The organism is Microcoleus vaginatus FACHB-2002, assembly GCF_040004035.1.
Lineage (GTDB): Bacteria > Cyanobacteriota > Cyanobacteriia > Cyanobacteriales > Microcoleaceae > Microcoleus > Microcoleus vaginatus_C.
Genome location: NZ_JAMPLN010000003.1, coordinates 277,928 through 293,922, shown reverse-complemented (window position 1 = coordinate 293,922; position 15,995 = coordinate 277,928). Strand labels below are relative to the sequence as shown.

General features: G+C 44.0%; 12 protein-coding genes. 3 read left to right on the top strand and 9 right to left on the bottom strand.

Features of this window, described 5'->3' with window-relative positions:
* Positions 1–139: 139 nt before the first annotated feature.
* The 7 genes from NDI35_RS04260 to NDI35_RS04230 form a co-directional block, all read right to left on the bottom strand.
* Positions 140–427, bottom strand: coding sequence for an NfeD family protein (locus NDI35_RS04260; RefSeq protein ID WP_445311625.1), 288 nt, complete (start codon positions 425–427; stop codon positions 140–142).
* Positions 428–540: 113 nt separating this feature from the next.
* Entirely contained in the window at positions 541–828 is a 288-nt protein-coding gene (locus NDI35_RS04255) for an NfeD family protein (RefSeq protein WP_333035279.1), read from the bottom strand.
* 916 nt (positions 829–1,744) lie between these two features.
* On the bottom strand, positions 1,745–2,215 hold the full coding sequence (locus NDI35_RS04250; protein ID WP_445311624.1) for a GNAT family N-acetyltransferase: 471 nt from the start codon (positions 2,213–2,215) through the stop codon (positions 1,745–1,747).
* Between the two features lie 456 nt (positions 2,216–2,671).
* Positions 2,672–4,051: an amidase gene (locus NDI35_RS04245; RefSeq protein WP_445311623.1), complete on the bottom strand. Its 1,380-nt coding sequence runs from the start codon at positions 4,049–4,051 to the stop codon at positions 2,672–2,674.
* A 211-nt stretch (positions 4,052–4,262) separates the two neighbouring features.
* Positions 4,263–4,892 carry a type I restriction endonuclease gene (locus NDI35_RS04240; RefSeq protein WP_445311622.1) on the bottom strand — a complete coding sequence of 210 codons (630 nt, stop codon included), beginning with the start codon at positions 4,890–4,892 and terminating at the stop codon, positions 4,263–4,265.
* 43 nt (positions 4,893–4,935) lie between these two features.
* Entirely contained in the window at positions 4,936–5,985 is a 1,050-nt protein-coding gene (locus NDI35_RS04235; protein WP_445311621.1) for an N-acetyltransferase DgcN family protein, read from the bottom strand.
* A 158-nt stretch (positions 5,986–6,143) separates the two neighbouring features.
* Positions 6,144–7,214, bottom strand: a complete 1,071-nt coding sequence (locus NDI35_RS04230; protein ID WP_445311620.1) for a mandelate racemase/muconate lactonizing enzyme family protein — start codon at positions 7,212–7,214, stop codon at positions 6,144–6,146.
* 121 nt (positions 7,215–7,335) lie between these two features.
* On the opposite strand from NDI35_RS04230, the gene NDI35_RS04225 reads away from it, so the two are divergent.
* On the top strand, positions 7,336–8,049 hold the full coding sequence (locus NDI35_RS04225) for a DUF8692 domain-containing protein (RefSeq protein WP_445311619.1): 714 nt from the start codon (positions 7,336–7,338) through the stop codon (positions 8,047–8,049).
* Positions 8,050–8,097: 48 nt separating this feature from the next.
* A complete protein-coding gene (ybiA, locus tag NDI35_RS04220; RefSeq protein ID WP_445311618.1) occupies positions 8,098–8,544 on the top strand; it encodes a riboflavin biosynthesis intermediates N-glycosidase in 447 nt (148 codons plus the stop codon).
* Between the two features lie 453 nt (positions 8,545–8,997).
* Here the strand turns inward: ybiA and NDI35_RS04215 are convergent, their stop codons facing one another.
* Both NDI35_RS04215 and NDI35_RS04210 read right to left on the bottom strand, forming a co-directional pair.
* Positions 8,998–9,702 (bottom strand): hypothetical protein, encoded by a 705-nt coding sequence (locus NDI35_RS04215; RefSeq protein WP_445311617.1) that lies wholly within the window; start codon positions 9,700–9,702, stop codon positions 8,998–9,000.
* Between the two features lie 195 nt (positions 9,703–9,897).
* Positions 9,898–10,104, bottom strand: a complete 207-nt coding sequence (locus NDI35_RS04210) for a hypothetical protein (protein ID WP_445311616.1) — start codon at positions 10,102–10,104, stop codon at positions 9,898–9,900.
* 305 nt (positions 10,105–10,409) lie between these two features.
* Here NDI35_RS04210 and NDI35_RS04205 point away from each other — a divergent pair, with 305 nt between their 5' ends.
* A complete protein-coding gene (locus NDI35_RS04205; RefSeq protein WP_445311615.1) occupies positions 10,410–15,920 on the top strand; it encodes a tetratricopeptide repeat protein in 5,511 nt (1,836 codons plus the stop codon).
* The last annotated feature ends 75 nt before the right edge of the window (positions 15,921–15,995 follow it).

The following is a 15,995-nucleotide window of genomic DNA, read 5'->3' as shown; positions in this document are numbered from 1 at the left end:
AACAATGCCCGCCTCCGCGGGCTAAGAAATAAAGGGGATATTTAAGCCAAGTTGCCACTAAAAAACAAAATAGTCTGAGCCCCGACTTATTCAATAAGTCGGGGCTCAGACAGTGAAAAAGTTGAGATTACTTTCTAGTTTAGTCTGCCGGAGCGAGGGAAACTAACAGAGTGATGTTGTCAACGCCGATGACATAAACCGTGTCTCCCGGTGTGAGGGTGATTTGGCGATCGCACCGTGCGGGCCACCAGCTACCTTGGAAGCGGACGCGACCTGTTTGATTCGGGTAAATCGATTCATCGACGACTGCTTCTTCGTTGAAGTAGTTAAAATTGGTGTTGATGTAGTTATCCATTAAGAGATTGTTTTCTGTGCTGTAGGTTTGAGAGGAAAAAATAGAACCGAAAGCTTTTACTACGTTAAACATTTTGTTGACTCCTTTTGTGTTAATATATATCGAAGTTTAATCGCCTATTTGAAGCTCTTTGAAAAGTAGCATTTCCTGGTTGAAATTGATTGCCAGGTTGTTCATGCTCTGATTTAGTCTGCAGGAGCCAGGGAAACTAACAAAGTGATGTTGTCAACGCCGATGACATAAACCGTGTCTCCCGGTGTGAGGGTGATTTGGCGATCGCAACGTGCGGGCCACCAGCTACCTTGGAAGCGGACGCGACCTGTTTGATTCGGGTAAATCGATTCATCAACGACTGCTTCTTCGTTGAAGTAGTTAAAATTGGTGTTGACGTAATTTTTGATGAGCATATTGTTAGCGCCGCTGTATCCTTGGGTGGAGAAAATCGAGCCGAAAGCTTTTACTACGTTGAACATGATATTTACTCCTGTGGTGTTAAAATATATGGATGTGTAATTGTGTGTTTATGCTATTTGAGAGGCTGCATTTCCTCGGTTAAGATTGATTGCCTTGATATTTCATTGTTCCTGCCTTCCGTGGGTTTATCAGGATAAAAGGCAAAGAATTTTTGAAATGTTGAGGGGATTTGAGAAGCGGTTGCGGGGAGTCAAAATCCAGTAATTCCGAGGTATTGAATTAAGGATTTCATGGTTGAGTAGTTGGTGGGATTTACCTTAAGGGTAGATGTGGTTAGCTACATTAGAGATTGTCTGATTCCGCATTACTGCTGCTGTGAAAATGTTTTATTTTTGGGTTTTATGTTTTGATTGGGTTTTGACTCACTTGCTTTACACTTACTAATTTGCCAGGAGTCGAATATCTTTGGTGCGATCGCCAGTCCACTTTCCGAGTCTGGTACTGGCACATGACACTTTTCCACCTGCAAACAACGATTTTGCAAAGGTTTCTGCCTACATATCACCCTTGTAGCTGTACCAATTTAGCCAACTGGACTACCGCGAACAGTGAATTATGAACTTACGCATTCTCGATCGCCCAATCCGGAATATCCATAAATATCTAGTCCGTAACTTACGCACCAAACCCCTAAAAACCCGGTTTCTGACACCCAGTGCGCCATTAGGGGCCCGTAAGCGGATCAATGATATAAGCAAGTAAACTTGGCAACTCACCCACCCTCCCCATGCGATATTGATTTGTACCTACCTATTTAGGCATAGAAAATAGGCGATCGAGACTTACGCAGATATCAGGAGGCGGTAGGAGTTTTTGATTGATGCAGCTCGATCGCACCCTGTTATCCAATTATTGAACAGGTCGAACTTAAAATCCATTCATAAATTCAGAATCTTAAATTCATAAAAGTCATAATTATAGACAACCTGCTTGATACTGCATAATTGTTACAGGAATTTTGAATAAAGTTTTAGCTAATTGAGACAAACCGAACTTGAATTTAAGGGACTGCGGCAATTCTTGTACGGAAACTTCTACGAAGCCAAAGCGAGTATAAAATGATGCGAGTCGCTTTCCCAAACATTCTAAATATAGCGGTTCTGTAGCTTGTTGAATTAAATATTTTGTGAGGTAGCTTCCCAAACCTCGATCGCGCCAATCTTTCGCCACCACCAAACTGCCCAATTCTTGCGCGCCCGCAAAGTTCCGCAACTGTCCGCAAGCTGCCAATTTTCCCTCGCATTCGATGACCCAGAATTGCTCCCAGCGCAACTGAGTTGGATCGAGTCGGGCGCTCCACACTAACATTCTAATTGATTTGATGTCTTGAGCGGATGCCGGGCGGATGGCGCATTCAGACGGCAACGAAAAAAAACTTTCATTCATTATGATTCCATAAAATTAGCTTTAAGTAGGTAGGCGCTGTAAAACACAATTATGTTAAGGATTGTAAAGTATCCAAATGCCCTAAGCCTGGCTAAGTTAGCCCTGTTGACATATTGTTACATAGCTCGGTTTAATCCCGCTTGCCTACTTAACCCTCTTTTGTCACTCTGGGAAATTAAAAATGAGAACCAAAGTTTCAACTGTAGATATATTAAGGATTTGAGCATTTATTTTCTAACAGAATGGCTGAAATCAAAGTTTTTGGTAAAAGTCTTACGCTATAACCATCCCAGATTATTTTCTGCCGAAAGTGACAAAAGAGGGTTAACTACCGTCAGGCTTTTTTCAAGCTATACCGTAGGGTACAGAGTAATCTTTATGGGCTGGGACAACGCCGATGGCTCTTGGTCATTGCTCCCGCAGTCAGATGCCCGACACCAATGACAAATGACATTTCTAATACCCAGGCGGGCGTTGAAAAAAACCAGTTACTTGAGTTAATTTTTCCGCAATCTCTAGCAGTTTCAGATCGCTTCCACGCCGTCCCACCACTTGCACGCCGATGGGTAGTCCTTCTTTTGACTGGGTAAAGGGCAGCACTACGGCAGGGTTGCCAGTTAAATTGAAAATTGTTACGTAAGCACCTATTGTTGTCCAATAAGAGAATTCGCGACCCTCCACCTCAATGGGTTCTCCTGGCTGACGGTGGGTGAAAGCAGGCACTGGCACCACTGGACACAGCCAAACATCCCAATTAGATAAGAAACTTTCGATATTAGCAATCAGAATATCGCGCTCAATGAGGGCGGTGACATATCGTTGTTGCTGTTGAATCTGCGTCAGGTTTGGCTGGGATAAACCCAATTCAAATTTATAAATATTGAAGTAAGTCTCACGTACCGCATTGCTATCAAAATTTGGCGGCTCGTTGTGTTGCTCTACACAGCATCCTATATCTGTCAGGGATGATGCTAATTTCTCTAGAGCAGCTTTGGTTTGAGCTGTGGCTGGAATCTCACCAAAACCTTCTGTCCAAGCGTAGCGGTACGATTGTAGCGTGGTTGCTGGGTTAACTTGTTTGGATATCGGTATTACTTCTGGCTGGCGGGGGTCTGGATCTTGAATCAGTGACAGGCACAATCGCAAGTCTTCTACAGAGCGGGCAAGAGGCCCTATTGTTTGTAAGTGGTGGATAGTTTTAGGTGTTCCTGGTAATTCTGGAATATGTCCAAATGTTGAGACGCGATTCTGGGTTGGTTTCAAGCCGAAAATGCCACAGAAGTGAGAGGGAACGCGGATTGACCCACCAATATCACTACCAAGTTCAAGAGGGGATAACCCCGCAGCTATAGCACTCGCTCCACCCCCAGTGCTGCCGCCTGGCGTATATTCATGGTTCCAGGGGTTGTTTGTTCTACCAAACAGAGGACTGTTGGTCTGAAAGTTACCAGCTAGTTGTGGTGTATTCGTCTTGCCCAAAATAATTGCTCCAGCAGCACGCAGTCGAGCGACGACGGTAGCATCTTGCTTTGGGACATAATTAGCTAAGGGTTGATAACTGCTGGTTGTGCCTAATCCTTTGGTTTCGAGGGTGTCTTTGATAGTTACGGGTACTCCATGTAAGGGCCCCCAATTTTCTCCTTGAGCTAATGCTCGATCTGCTACTTTGGACTGCGCGATCGCATTTTCCGCATCCAGAGTCACAATCGCATTTAGTGCTGGGTTGTATTGAGCAATCTGACTCAAATAAGCTTCTATTACTTCTGTTGAAGAGACTTGACGAATGCGGATTGCTTTTGCTAATTGATGAGCAGTTAAATAAACTAAATCATTCATTATAATTAACTCTTGTTATCAATACCTAAGTAGGTAAGCGCTGTAAAACACAATTATGTTAAGACTTGTAAAGTATCCAAATTCGCTAAGCGTGGCTAAGTTAGCCCTGTTGATATATTGTTACATAGCTCGGTTTAATCCCGCTTACCTACTTAGTAAATTTATTCTTATTTTCCGGGTCGAGTTCCAGAGGGTGCATTTAAGTATAACTTCAATCACTAGAAATTATACCACCTAGCCGCTTCAAAATGCGAAAAACTTCGTAAAGTTCATTTCCGGGATTCGCAATATCGAAAAGTTTAGAGACGGCATACTGCGGTGTGTCTCGTTTGGTCATTTTGATAAATCGAAAGCTGCTACCATTCGTCAGAAGCCCAAATGTTACTGGTTCGGGGCTGGGGTCATTCAGCATATAAAATAGTAACTGAGGAAGCCCAGCTTCAACGGAATATTGTGCTCGCTTCGCTTCGATCGCAACAACCCAAAAAGATTCAATTAAAAGCAGAACATCAATACTTCCTCTAACAAGTATACCTTCATCCACGGTGACAAGTTCCACCGATTTTTCTGCTTCTATGTGAAATGGATTTAGGTATAAATCTGCTAAAAAAAGCAATGGAGCAAGTACCACCATTTTCACGGTATCTTCTATCATAGAGTGGTCGGCACTGTTAATATAGCCAGCCTTTACTTTGTCTAGATATCGCTTTTCTTCATCAGTAATTTCTGGTAAATCGTCAATCCACTCCCGGAAGAATTGCTCGTCTTCACAAAGTTGGAAGTTAAATTTTGTTTTGACATCGTGCAGGGTCAGTGTTTTTGCTTGAATGCTTTGTGTCATAGTTTTATGTAGGTATTTGCTGGTTGGTGTTGATTGTAGCAGATCAACTGTTGATCGCCTCCAACAACACCTCCGCGCCAAACCTTACCGCATCGGTACAAGGCAATCCCGTTTCTGCTTGAACTTCAGCTATTGCTAACAGCGCATCTGCCTCATTTAAGTGATGAGTGTTGAGGGCGATCGCACTCACTTTTCCTCCTGAAAAAGCACCCGCAGCAGCGGCAACCATTTCGTACAATCCGACCACTTTTGATAACCTGGGAATCGATACGTGCGGGTGATTGCGAATGCTAGTTTGTCCGGCTCGGTGGGCTAAAATCAAGTGAGTTGGCTGCGAACCCCGCAACAGCGGCAGAGTCGCCGTCGAACCCGGATGCAATAGCGAACCTTGCCCTTCTACGTGCAGAATATCGCATTCAGAACCCAATTTTATCACCATTTGTTCGACTGCACCAGCGGCGAAATCAACTCGCACTGCATCCAAAGGAATGCCTTCATTTCCGATCATTAAACCCGTTTGTCCGGTTGCCAAAAATTTGGAACGCAAACCCCGCTGCAAGCAAGTGCGATTGAGTTCCAGACTGGTTGACATTTTGCCAACACTCATATCTGTGCCGACGGTTAACACGCGGCGACAACTTAATTTAGCAGCGGCGGCAGAGGCGATCGCACCGACAGATTTCGGTTCCTGACGCACGTCCCAAATCCATTGATTTTCGGTTAAAGGAACTGTTATCAAAGGTGCTAGTTTAGCGTGCAAACCGTTGACAACAGACAAACCTGCTGCTACCGCTTGATTAATTTCTGGCAGCCATTCCGCAGGCAAAATACCGCCGGAAGGAGCGATACCAATTAACAGAATATCCGGCGCAAATTGCAGTGCTTCTGCAACGGAAGCAACAATCGGTACTTGTTGAGGAATGCCCGTTAATTCAGGTAAAGATTGTCCTACACATTGGCGGTCTATTACTGCTACAATTTGTGCTTCGCTGTAGCGCAAAAATGCTAAACCTGTTTTCCCGGAAGGGCCGAGAATTCCCTCGTGCAGCAAGATAGCAACTTTGCCATTTTTGATGGGATAGTTTTTAGTCATTGGTTCACTGTAAGTAGATGAAGCTAGAAAGTATATAAGCCCTAGACGCAGTGAGTGAAACTTTAGCTTTCGCGAGCCGACGGAAAGCAATCGCAAAGTTTATGCTAGCTTGATTTTCTGTTACATGGTAAAGTTTATTGGCGGCTACCTACTTACTTCTATTCTACAATCTCAACTCGCCGCACTCCCAATCCCGATCGCTCGTTTGGCAGCAAACACCCATTTTCGACGATCGCACCGGTGAAAGGATCGTCTAATAAATTTAAGTGACTGTCCAAATCCAAATAGTCAGCTAGCGGTGAAAGTTGTGCTGCTGCTGTATTTGCGATCGCGCTATCTGAATAGCAGCCGAACATTACTTGCAAATTGCAGGCTTTTGCTGTGTGAATCATCCGCATTGCTTCGGTCAATCCCCCTGACTTCATCATTTTGATATTGATGCCGTGGACGCAGTGCGCTAACTTGGGTATATCGGAACTATTAAAGCAACTTTCATCAGCAAAAATTGGCAAGGGCGATTGACGGTACAGTTCTGAGAATTCATCCATATCGGCGACGGGTGAAAGCGGCTGTTCGACATAATTTATCTTATATTTTTCTAGCCAGTGACACATCTCCGCAGCATCTTTTAAACTCCAACCGCCGTTAGCATCTACACTGATTTTAAGGTTAGGGGGTGCTTCGTCTACCACTGCTATTAACATAGCTTGGTCGGCTTCTATTCCTGCGGGATTTCCTAATTTGACCTTGACGGCGCGGTATTTGATACCTGCTGGATCTTTGCCAAACCAATCGCGCACTCTTTCTCTTGCACCAGAGGGCGAATTAATGCCGATTGTGACGGAGGTGGGGACGATGCGCGATCGATCTAATCCCCACATTTTCCACAGCGGCAAGCCTGCTTTTTTGCCCAGCCAGTCGTGCATTGCCATGTCGATGCCGGCGCGGGCGGCTGAGGGTAAGTTGACCTCTGTTAATACTTGTTCGATTTTTTGGCAATCGAAGGGAGTCAACTTTTCTAGCAGCGGTGCAACTTCCTGCAATGCAGCTAGCAGAATTTCGGTAGTTTGGGGCCGAGAACCTGTGGAAAAGGGCGATGCTTCTCCCCAGCCTTCGATTCCTTCGTGTGCTAATTTTACCCATAAATTGGTACTTTGGGCTGTTGTACCGCGGCTGATGGTAAGCGCAAACCGCTTGCGGACAGTGAAAGTTTCAATTTGAACGTGCATTGTCAGTGATTGGTTATTTTTTGTAGATAAAAATCCGAGGTGGCGGATTGCGCCGCTATTGCCATTTTTTACTTTTTACTTTATAGTTTGATTTTCCTTGTTCTAGTTTATCAAAAACTTGATGAAATTCCTGATTTCTGTTTCGCCGAAGAGAGTTGCTTTCTCTCTCAGCATTTGGGTGCTCTTCTTTGCTGTTGCTGGTTGCATCGTACAAGTTCTGCGGTACGGTTTCAACTATCAACAACGCTGGATTAGTTTGTTTAACTTAGACAGAGAAATAAATTATCCTTCCTGGTACTCCTCATTTACTTTGCTGTTTTGCGCGATTTTGCTAGGTATTATTGCTAGTGCTAAGAAGAAGCAGGGCGATCGGTATTTTGGGTACTGGAAAGCGCTGGGGTTCATCTTTGTATTTTTTTCTTTAGATGAAATTTTGAGTTTGCACGAAATATTAATTATTAACGACTTGCGAAAAGCACTGGATTTAGGGGGAATTTTTTACTTCATATGGGTAATTCCGGGGGCGATTTTTGTTGTGGTTACTGGGCTGGCTTATCTCAAGTTTCTCCGGCACTTACCCCGGCAAACAAGGGATTTCTTTTTACTGGCAGGCAGTATATATGTCGGTGGAGCACTTGGCATGGAAATGGTTTGTGGCTATTATGCAGATGCGGTAGGTCAGCGAAACTTGATCTACGGTCTGCTGGCTTCTGTTGAGGAAATTTTGGAAATGGTAGGGGTGATAGTATTCATCTACGCCCTGCTATCTTACATCGGTTCCTATCTTGAAAATATTGATTTGCGGTTGAAGATAGTGAATAATCCACAGAGGTAAGGCTGACGATCAACCAAGATTATTAACGAAATTGAAATCGCAGACTTTATGGTTATCTACTTCTACACCACTGCCAGCGAATACGGCTGTTTTTCTAATTTTTCCAGTCATGGATTCGAGTTAGACGGAGAATATTGGCCAACTACTGAGCATTATTTTCAAGCACAAAAGTTTCCCAAAACGGCTCATTGCGACCAAATTCGCCAAGCAAAAACGCCGAAAGATGCCGCAAAAATGGGGCGCGATCGCTCTCGTCCCCTCCGCAAAGATTGGGAACAAGTCAAAGATGATATCATGAGAAAAGCCGTACTCCGCAAATTTGAAACTCATCCCGAAATTAGAGAAATTTTACTCGCTACTGGCGATGAGGAAATAGTCGAAAATTCTCCGGTTGATTACTATTGGGGTTGCGGTAAAGATGGCAGCGGCAAAAATAGGTTGGGACAGATTTTAATGGAAGTAAGGGAAATATTGCGAAAACGCACGTCAGAGTAAAACAGAACTTAAATTTCCCAAACTAAAGCAGGACTTATTTAATCCTAAGTCCTGCAATGCTCGTGAGCGAGCATTTCCTCAATTTTCTTAAACACTGAACTCATAAATCGGTATGAGCAACTGTCAAAACCTGTGCCAATCTCGTCGGGCTGTTCTAGTAGAGGGTTTAGCCTCTCCTCAGAGACTGCGAAGCAGGGGAAACGGTAAAAACCCTGCACCACTTTTTTTGTTTTAACAACTACTCTCAACCGGAATTAACTTTTATGGTCGCAAGTACAGCATTGTTAGCCAGTCGCCTCCCGGACACCGTTCCCCTAAGGTTGGCGATTCACAGGTAAAACAGCAAAACACCTGTTCTGGTTAAAGTTTGTTTTTTATTTATGCTGTATCTTTCTATTGTGTACGATTTGTGGAAAGTGTTAGCTATTGTACAGAATTCTTTACATTTGTGATTTATTTGGATACAATCGCGCCACTCTGTCGCAGTTGCTGTTGAATTTTGTTAAATTCTTTCTGTTCTGCGCTTAGCAAAGTATTGTCGATCGGCGATCGCATATCCCACTGCAATTCGGACAATAACAACAAACAGCCGGCCATAATTATTCCTGTGGTTAGATATTGCCAAGGTGCAACAAAAGTTAATAGAGGGATGCTAAATAAATGAGTTAGTCCGATCAGGAGAAAAGTGCGCGATCGCAAACCTAATCCCGTCAACAAATAGCCGATCGCGCTCAACCCCAACCACAAATCGCAAAGGTGCAGCAACAAACCTCCCCAACCGGCAAAAATACTGCAATCGGTCAGAACCAAACCAGTTATCATCAAAATCGCCCAAGAGTAAAGAATCCAGCTAACTCGCTCGACTCTTACCCAAAACAAAGTCAAAACGGCCATTGCCGCAGTGCCAATTAGAGTCAAACTTGACCACAGAATCGCCTGAAAGCTCCAACTGATGGGGACAAACTGAGCCGTAAAAAAAATCCCCCCTGTCACCAAACCCCAAAGCAGAAAAGTTTGGTCGATGCGGGTATAAAGTCCTGAGAAAAGAGTAATATTTCCAATTTGCCAGCGGAGTTGCAACAGGCCCTCGATGTCTTGTACGTCGAGATGTTCCTGTTTGCAGCGGATTAGGGGTTCGGAGGCGTTGAAAAAGGTCATCCAGAGTTGGGGAAAGTATGAAGTTTTGTGTATTCTAACAAGTCTTAAGGAATATTTTTCAGATTTTTTCTTGTTCCCCGGCTCTGCCTGGGGACGCAGATTTGGAGGCTCTGCCTCCCGCGAGTCTAAGACTTGCGAGGCAGAGTCTCTGGGTATCGATTCCCAGGCAGAGCCCGGGAACCAGGGAACCAGTGATTATTTGTGTTTTTTGTTCAGGGTTTTGGTCAACTGAGTAATTGAGTTGAGCAAAGTTTGGGAAAAGTAAGCCATCGCAAAAATCACGGCTACTGCCACTCCTCCGTACATCAGTAAAGGCATGAAATTTCCAGTTTCAGGCGGTGTTGCCGAATCAGTTGGAGCCGTAGAAACCAGAATGACTTGGTTGGTGCTAAAATCAGACATATAAACTCCTTGGTCTGTACAAAGACCATAAAAATGGGAAATTGACGAGCGTTTCTGGTGGCACCCAGTCGCTCTGAAAAAAACAAGCGATCGAAAGCGTCTCTAGTAAAAGCTGGGGCGCTTATTTGCTTGTTAAGGGCAGTCTAACACTGCTTTAAAAAATATACAATAGAAATAACTCATATTTTTATATTATATGGTAAAGTAGATTTATTAAACTTCAAAGCCTTGTATAACAAGCATTTCATGGAAAACGGATCGACCAGAATTTCTCGTCCCCAGTTACTATCCAGGGGGTTGACAGTATGAAAGGTACACTTGTCTCTCGCTTCACGCCCAGTCTGATGAAGCACGAAGATTTAGAGGAGATGTTGGTGCAGCGTCACGATTTGGCAAACGAGCTAGTCGAGTCAATCCGGTTGAGCATCCTCAAGCCAATCAAGCAGCATCACCTATTGATTGGGATGCGAGGTATTGGGAAGACGCACTTAGTCTCGCTAATGTATCACCGCGTTTCCACAATGGAGGATTTGCGGGAAAAAGTGCTGATTGCTTGGTTGCGGGAGGAAGAGTGGGGCGTCACGTCGTTTCTCGATTTGCTCCTGCGAATTTTGCGGTCGCTCCAATCAGAATATCCGGCTGAATACAAGGCTGAATTGTTCGATCGGGTAGAATCGCTTTACGGTGAATTACCCGATAGCGCTCAACAGACAGCAGCAGAATTGCTGAAAGATTTTGCGGGCGATCGCACTCTCCTTTTACTTGTAGAAAATCTGGATGATTTGTTTGAAGGGTTGGCCGACAGCGGGCAGCAGCAATTCCGAGACTATTTAGAAATTTATCCTTTCTGTACGATTTTCGCGACATCTCAGCATTTATTCAAAGGAATCGACCATAAAAAAGCGCCATTCTACGACTTTTTCAATCGCCACTATTTAGAAAAACTAAATTTAGATCAAGTTGTCGGGTTATTGAAAAATATCGCTAAATTAGAGGGCAACAAAGAACTAGAGTTATTCATAGAAACGCCAACGGGACGTTCTCGAATTGAAGCCATCCATCACTTGGCTGGGGGCAACCACCGCGTTTATATGATTTTTGCGGAATTTTTGACCCGCGACTCGCTCGATCGACTGGTGAAACCGTTTTTGCAAACGCTGGATGAGTTGACACCGTACTATCAGGCGCGGATGGCGTGGCTTTCGCCACAGCAAAGAAAGATAGTTGAATTTTTGTGCGATCGGCGCGGGGCTGTGATGGTTAAAGAGATTGCCCAACGCTGTTTTATGACGCATCAGACAGCATCCAGCCAACTTAAACAACTGTCTGGAATGGGTTATGTGACGAGCGAATCGATCGGGCGCGAGTCGTATTATGAACTTCAAGAAGTGCTGATGCGCTTTTGCATGGATGTGAAGAAGCATCGGGGTGAGCCGATTAGTTTAATTGTGGATTTTTTGCGGTTGTGGTACACGAAAGAAGAGCTGAAACAGCGATTGGAGCGCTTGGGAGTAGGATTTGCTGCGATCGAGAAAGAGCTAGTTAATAATAATTCGGAAGAAAGTCATTTGAAGTATCAGATAAGTCGGGAAACTATACCGCCTAATGCTTTAGTTGAGCGAGAATATTTGCTGCGTGCGCTTCAGGCAAGAGAAGCCGATGATTATGAAAAACTTCGCGTGGCAGCTTGCGTGCAAGAAATTGAAAGTTTCAAAGAGAAGAAAGACTATTTTTCTGCTTTAAATATCGCAAATAAACTGCTGGCAATTCGCGGTCAGGCAAAAGATTGGTTGGAAAAAGCAAGTTGCTTGGACAATCTCGAACGGTATGATGAAGCATTAGAATCTTTCGATCGGGCGATCGATCTAGAACCCAACGATTGGCAAGCTTGGATGATGCAAGGCGGTGTATTCTACAAGCTCGAACGGTATGAAGAAGCTTTAGCATCCTTAAACAAAACGATCGAGCTTGGACTCGATAATGCGAGCCTTTGGTATGCTCGAAGTCATGCACTCAAGTACCTCAAACGCTACGAAGAAGCCTTAGCATCCTGCGACAAAGCAATCGAGATTGAATCCAATCATGCTAGTCTTTGGCATTTTCGAGGTTCTGTACTCAATCACCTCGGAAACTATGAAGAAGCCTTAGCATCCTGCGACAAAGCGATCGAGCTTGAGTCCAATCATGCTAGTCTTTGGCATGGTCGAGGCTATGTACTCAACAACCTTAAACGCTATGAAGAAGCATTAGCATCCTGCGACAAAGCGATCGAGATTGAGTCCAATCGTGCGAGTATTTGGCATCTTCGAGGCGAGATACTAGATAACCTTGAACTTTACGAAGAAGCTTTAGCATCTTACGACAAAGCAATCGAGCTTGAGTCCGATCGCGCGAGCAGTTGGTATCTTCGAGCTGAGGTACTCAACAACCTTGAACGTTATGAAGAAGCCTTAGCATCTTGGGACAAAGTGATAGAACTTGACCCTAATTTTAACTTGCTCTGGGTTAATCGAAGTTGGTCGCTATTCTATCTTAAACGTTATGAAGAGGCATTAGCATCCTGCGACAAAGCGATCGCTCTCGATCCCAATAATGTGTGGAGTTGGAACAGTCGAGGCTGTGTACTGAATAACCTCGGACGCCATGAAGAAGCTTTAGCATCTTACGACAAAGCAATCGAGGTCGATCCCAATCATACGATTATTTGGCTTATTCGAGGCTATGTACTCAGGTATCTCGGACGCGATGAAGAAGCCTTAGCATCTTGCGACAAAGCGATCGAACTTGACCCCAATGATGCGTCGCTTTGGGATAGTCGAGGCAATGTACTCAATAACCTTGAACGTTACGAAGAAGCTTTAGCATCCTTAGACAAAGCGATCGAACTTGACCCCAATGATGCGTCGCTTTGGGATAGTCGAAGCAGTGTACTCAATAACCTTGAACGTTACGAAGAAGCTTTAGCATCCTTAGACAAAGCGATCAAACTTGAACCCAATTATTGGTCTGCTTGGAGTAGTCTAGGCAGTTTACTTAACGACCTCGAACGTTATGAGGAAGCTGTAGCATCGTACGACAAAGCGATCGAGATCGAACCTAATGTTAACTGGCTTTGGGTTAAACGAGCCCTTGTACTCAACAACCTTGAACGCTATGAAGAAGCTTTAGCGTCCTGCGACCAAGCCATCGAGCTTGAACCCAGTAACGCGAGCATTTGGCATCTTCAAGGCGGTGTACATAACAACTTCAAAGGTTACGATGAAGTTTTAGTACCCTACGAAAAAGCGATCGAGTTTGAACCCAATAATGGGAGCATTTGGCATTTTCGAGGTCTTGTACTTAAGAACCTCAAACGTTACGATGAAGCTTTAGCATCCTACAACAAAGCGATCGAGCTTAAGTTCAATCATGCCTTTCTTTGGGACAGTCGCGGTGATGTACTCAACAACCTCGGACATTATGAAGAAGCTTTAGCAGCTTATGATAAAGCGATCGAGCTTCAACTCAATTATGCGTCCGTTTGGCTCAGTCGAGGCCATGTACTTAACAACCTCAAACGTTACGACGAAGCGTTAGCATCCTATGACAAAGCGATCGAGCTTGATTCCAATCATGCGAGCATTTGGCATATTCGAGGCTATGTACTCAACAACCTTGAACGATACGAAGAAGCCTTAGCATCTTACAACAAAGCAATCGAGCTTGACCCTAATTATGGGCTGGTTTGGAATAGTCGAGGCGATGTACTCAACAACTTCGGATGCTACGAAGAAGCTTTAGCATCCTATGACAAAGCGATCGAGCTTGACCCCAATTATGCGTTTATTTGGAATAATCGAGGCGATCTACTCAACAACCTCGGACGTTATGAAGAAGCCATAGCATCTTACGACAAAGCAATCGAGCTTGACCCTAATTATGCTTTGGTTTGGCACATTCGAGGCGATGTACTCAACAAACTCGATCGCTATGAAGAAGCCTTAGTATCTTACGACAAAGCAATCGAGCTTGACCTCAATTATGCGTTTGTTTGGATCAGTCGCGGTCATGTACTTAAGAACCTCAAACGTTACGAAGAAGCCTTAGCATCCTGTGACAAAGCGATCGAGCTGGAATCCGATCTTGCGAGTATTTGGTATTTTAGAGGTCATGTACTTAACAACCTTGAACGCTATGAAGAAGCCTTAGCATCCTGCGAAATAGCGATCGAGCTGGAATCGAATCATGCGAGTATTTGGTGTCTTCGAGGTCGTGTACTCAACAAGCTTGAACGTTACGAAGAAGCCTTAGCATCTTACGACAAAGCGATCGAGCTGGAATCCGATCTTGCGAGTATTTGGGAGGTGCGAGGCGATGTACTCTACAACCTTGAACGCTATGAAGAAGCTGTGGCATCTTACGACAAAGCGATCGAACTTGAACCCAATTCTAGCTATTTTTGGTTTAACCGAGGAATTTTACTCGACAATCTTGAACGCTATGAAGAAGCCTTAGCATCCTTAGACAAAGCAATCGAGCTTGACCCCAATCAAGCGAGCATTTGGTATATTCGCAGTCATGTACTCAACAGTCTCAAACGCTATGAAGAAGCTTTAGTATCCTGGGACAAAACGATTGAGCTTGACCCATACGATAAATTTGTTTGGATTAAGCGAGGTGATGTACTCAACAGTCTTAAACGCTATGAAGAAGCCTTAGCATCTTACGACAAAGCTATCGAACTAGAACCCAATAACTTGTCTGCTTGGAACAGTCGAAGTATTGTGCTTAGCAACCTCAAACGTTACGAAGAAGCTTTAGCATCCTACGACAAAGCGATCGAGATTGACCCCAACGATCCATTGGTTTGGGACAATCGAGGCGATGTACTCAACAACCTCGATCGCTATGAAGAAGCTTTAGCATCTTACGACAAGGCGATCGAGCTTGACCCTAACTTTAACTTACTTTGGGTTAACCGAGTTTGGTTGCTATTCTCTCTTAAACGCTATGAAGAGGCATTAACATCCTGCGAAAAAGCGATCGAGCTTGATCCCAATGATAAATTAGTTTGGGTTAACAGAAGTTGGCTGCTATTTTATCTCAATCGGTATGAAGAAGCCTTAGCATCTTCTGACAAAGCGATCGAGATTGACCCTAATTATACAGATGCTTGGTTTGATCGAGGCTGCGTTCTGGATCATCTCGAACGCTACAGCGAAGCATTAGCATCTTATGACACAGCCATAAAACTAGGTTATCGAGATTTATCTGTCTTCTTCAAACGCGCTATTTTCCTTCTAGAATTGAATCGTTGGGAGGAAGGAATTACCGCATTAGACGATGCCTTCCAACGCCTTAAACTTGACGGTGAAGCTGATGAAGATAATGCAATATTAATTATCAGCAATCTATTCGCCAAGAAGAATATAGCGATCGGTCAGAATCGCATTACCAGCCTAAATGATGTTAAATTGATTTTCTTCAACCTATTCGCAAACAAGGATGTAGCGATATGGAAACCTCGCATCGCCAGCCTGATTGCAGTTTACGAAAAACACAAATATCTCTCAATCTTAGGACAGGGAATTGTGCGAAACATCCCCGCGCTTATGTCAGAAATGGTCAGCGACAAAGCCGCACGCACTTGGTTAGAATTGTGGCAAGAACTAACCAGCAAGTACGAAGAATTCCAAATTCCCATCCGCCTGCTGAATGCGGCTGTCCGCTATAAGGAAACCAAGGGCGATAGACGAGTTTTGCTAGAACTTCCCATAGAAGAACGCAATTTATTAGAACCGTTGGTGTCAACAAAACCAGAACAAGCTGAAAACTAAACTTGCAATAATTTAGATAAGCAGCTATTTACCCTATACACTTAACATTGTGTAAGTCCTTTTATGTAATATGTT

Excerpts from the sequence above, each read along its gene's own strand:
- NDI35_RS04260 (WP_445311625.1), bottom strand. The coding sequence starts at position 427 with ATGTTTAACGTAGTAAAAGCTTTCGGTTCTATTTTTTCCTCTCAAACC.
- NDI35_RS04210 (WP_445311616.1), bottom strand. The coding sequence starts at position 10,104 with ATGTCTGATTTTAGCACCAACCAAGTCATTCTGGTTTCTACGGCTCCA.
- NDI35_RS04235 (WP_445311621.1), bottom strand. The coding sequence starts at position 5,985 with ATGACTAAAAACTATCCCATCAAAAATGGCAAAGTTGCTATCTTGCTG.
- NDI35_RS04225 (WP_445311619.1), top strand. The coding sequence starts at position 7,336 with ATGAAATTCCTGATTTCTGTTTCGCCGAAGAGAGTTGCTTTCTCTCTC.
- NDI35_RS04205 (WP_445311615.1), top strand. The coding sequence starts at position 10,410 with ATGAAAGGTACACTTGTCTCTCGCTTCACGCCCAGTCTGATGAAGCAC.
- NDI35_RS04245 (WP_445311623.1), bottom strand. The coding sequence starts at position 4,051 with ATGAATGATTTAGTTTATTTAACTGCTCATCAATTAGCAAAAGCAATC.
- NDI35_RS04255 (WP_333035279.1), bottom strand. The coding sequence starts at position 828 with ATGTTCAACGTAGTAAAAGCTTTCGGCTCGATTTTCTCCACCCAAGGA.
- NDI35_RS04240 (WP_445311622.1), bottom strand. The coding sequence starts at position 4,892 with ATGACACAAAGCATTCAAGCAAAAACACTGACCCTGCACGATGTCAAA.
- ybiA (WP_445311618.1), top strand. The coding sequence starts at position 8,098 with ATGGTTATCTACTTCTACACCACTGCCAGCGAATACGGCTGTTTTTCT.
- NDI35_RS04215 (WP_445311617.1), bottom strand. The coding sequence starts at position 9,702 with ATGACCTTTTTCAACGCCTCCGAACCCCTAATCCGCTGCAAACAGGAA.
- NDI35_RS04250 (WP_445311624.1), bottom strand. The coding sequence starts at position 2,215 with ATGAATGAAAGTTTTTTTTCGTTGCCGTCTGAATGCGCCATCCGCCCG.
- NDI35_RS04230 (WP_445311620.1), bottom strand. The coding sequence starts at position 7,214 with ATGCACGTTCAAATTGAAACTTTCACTGTCCGCAAGCGGTTTGCGCTT.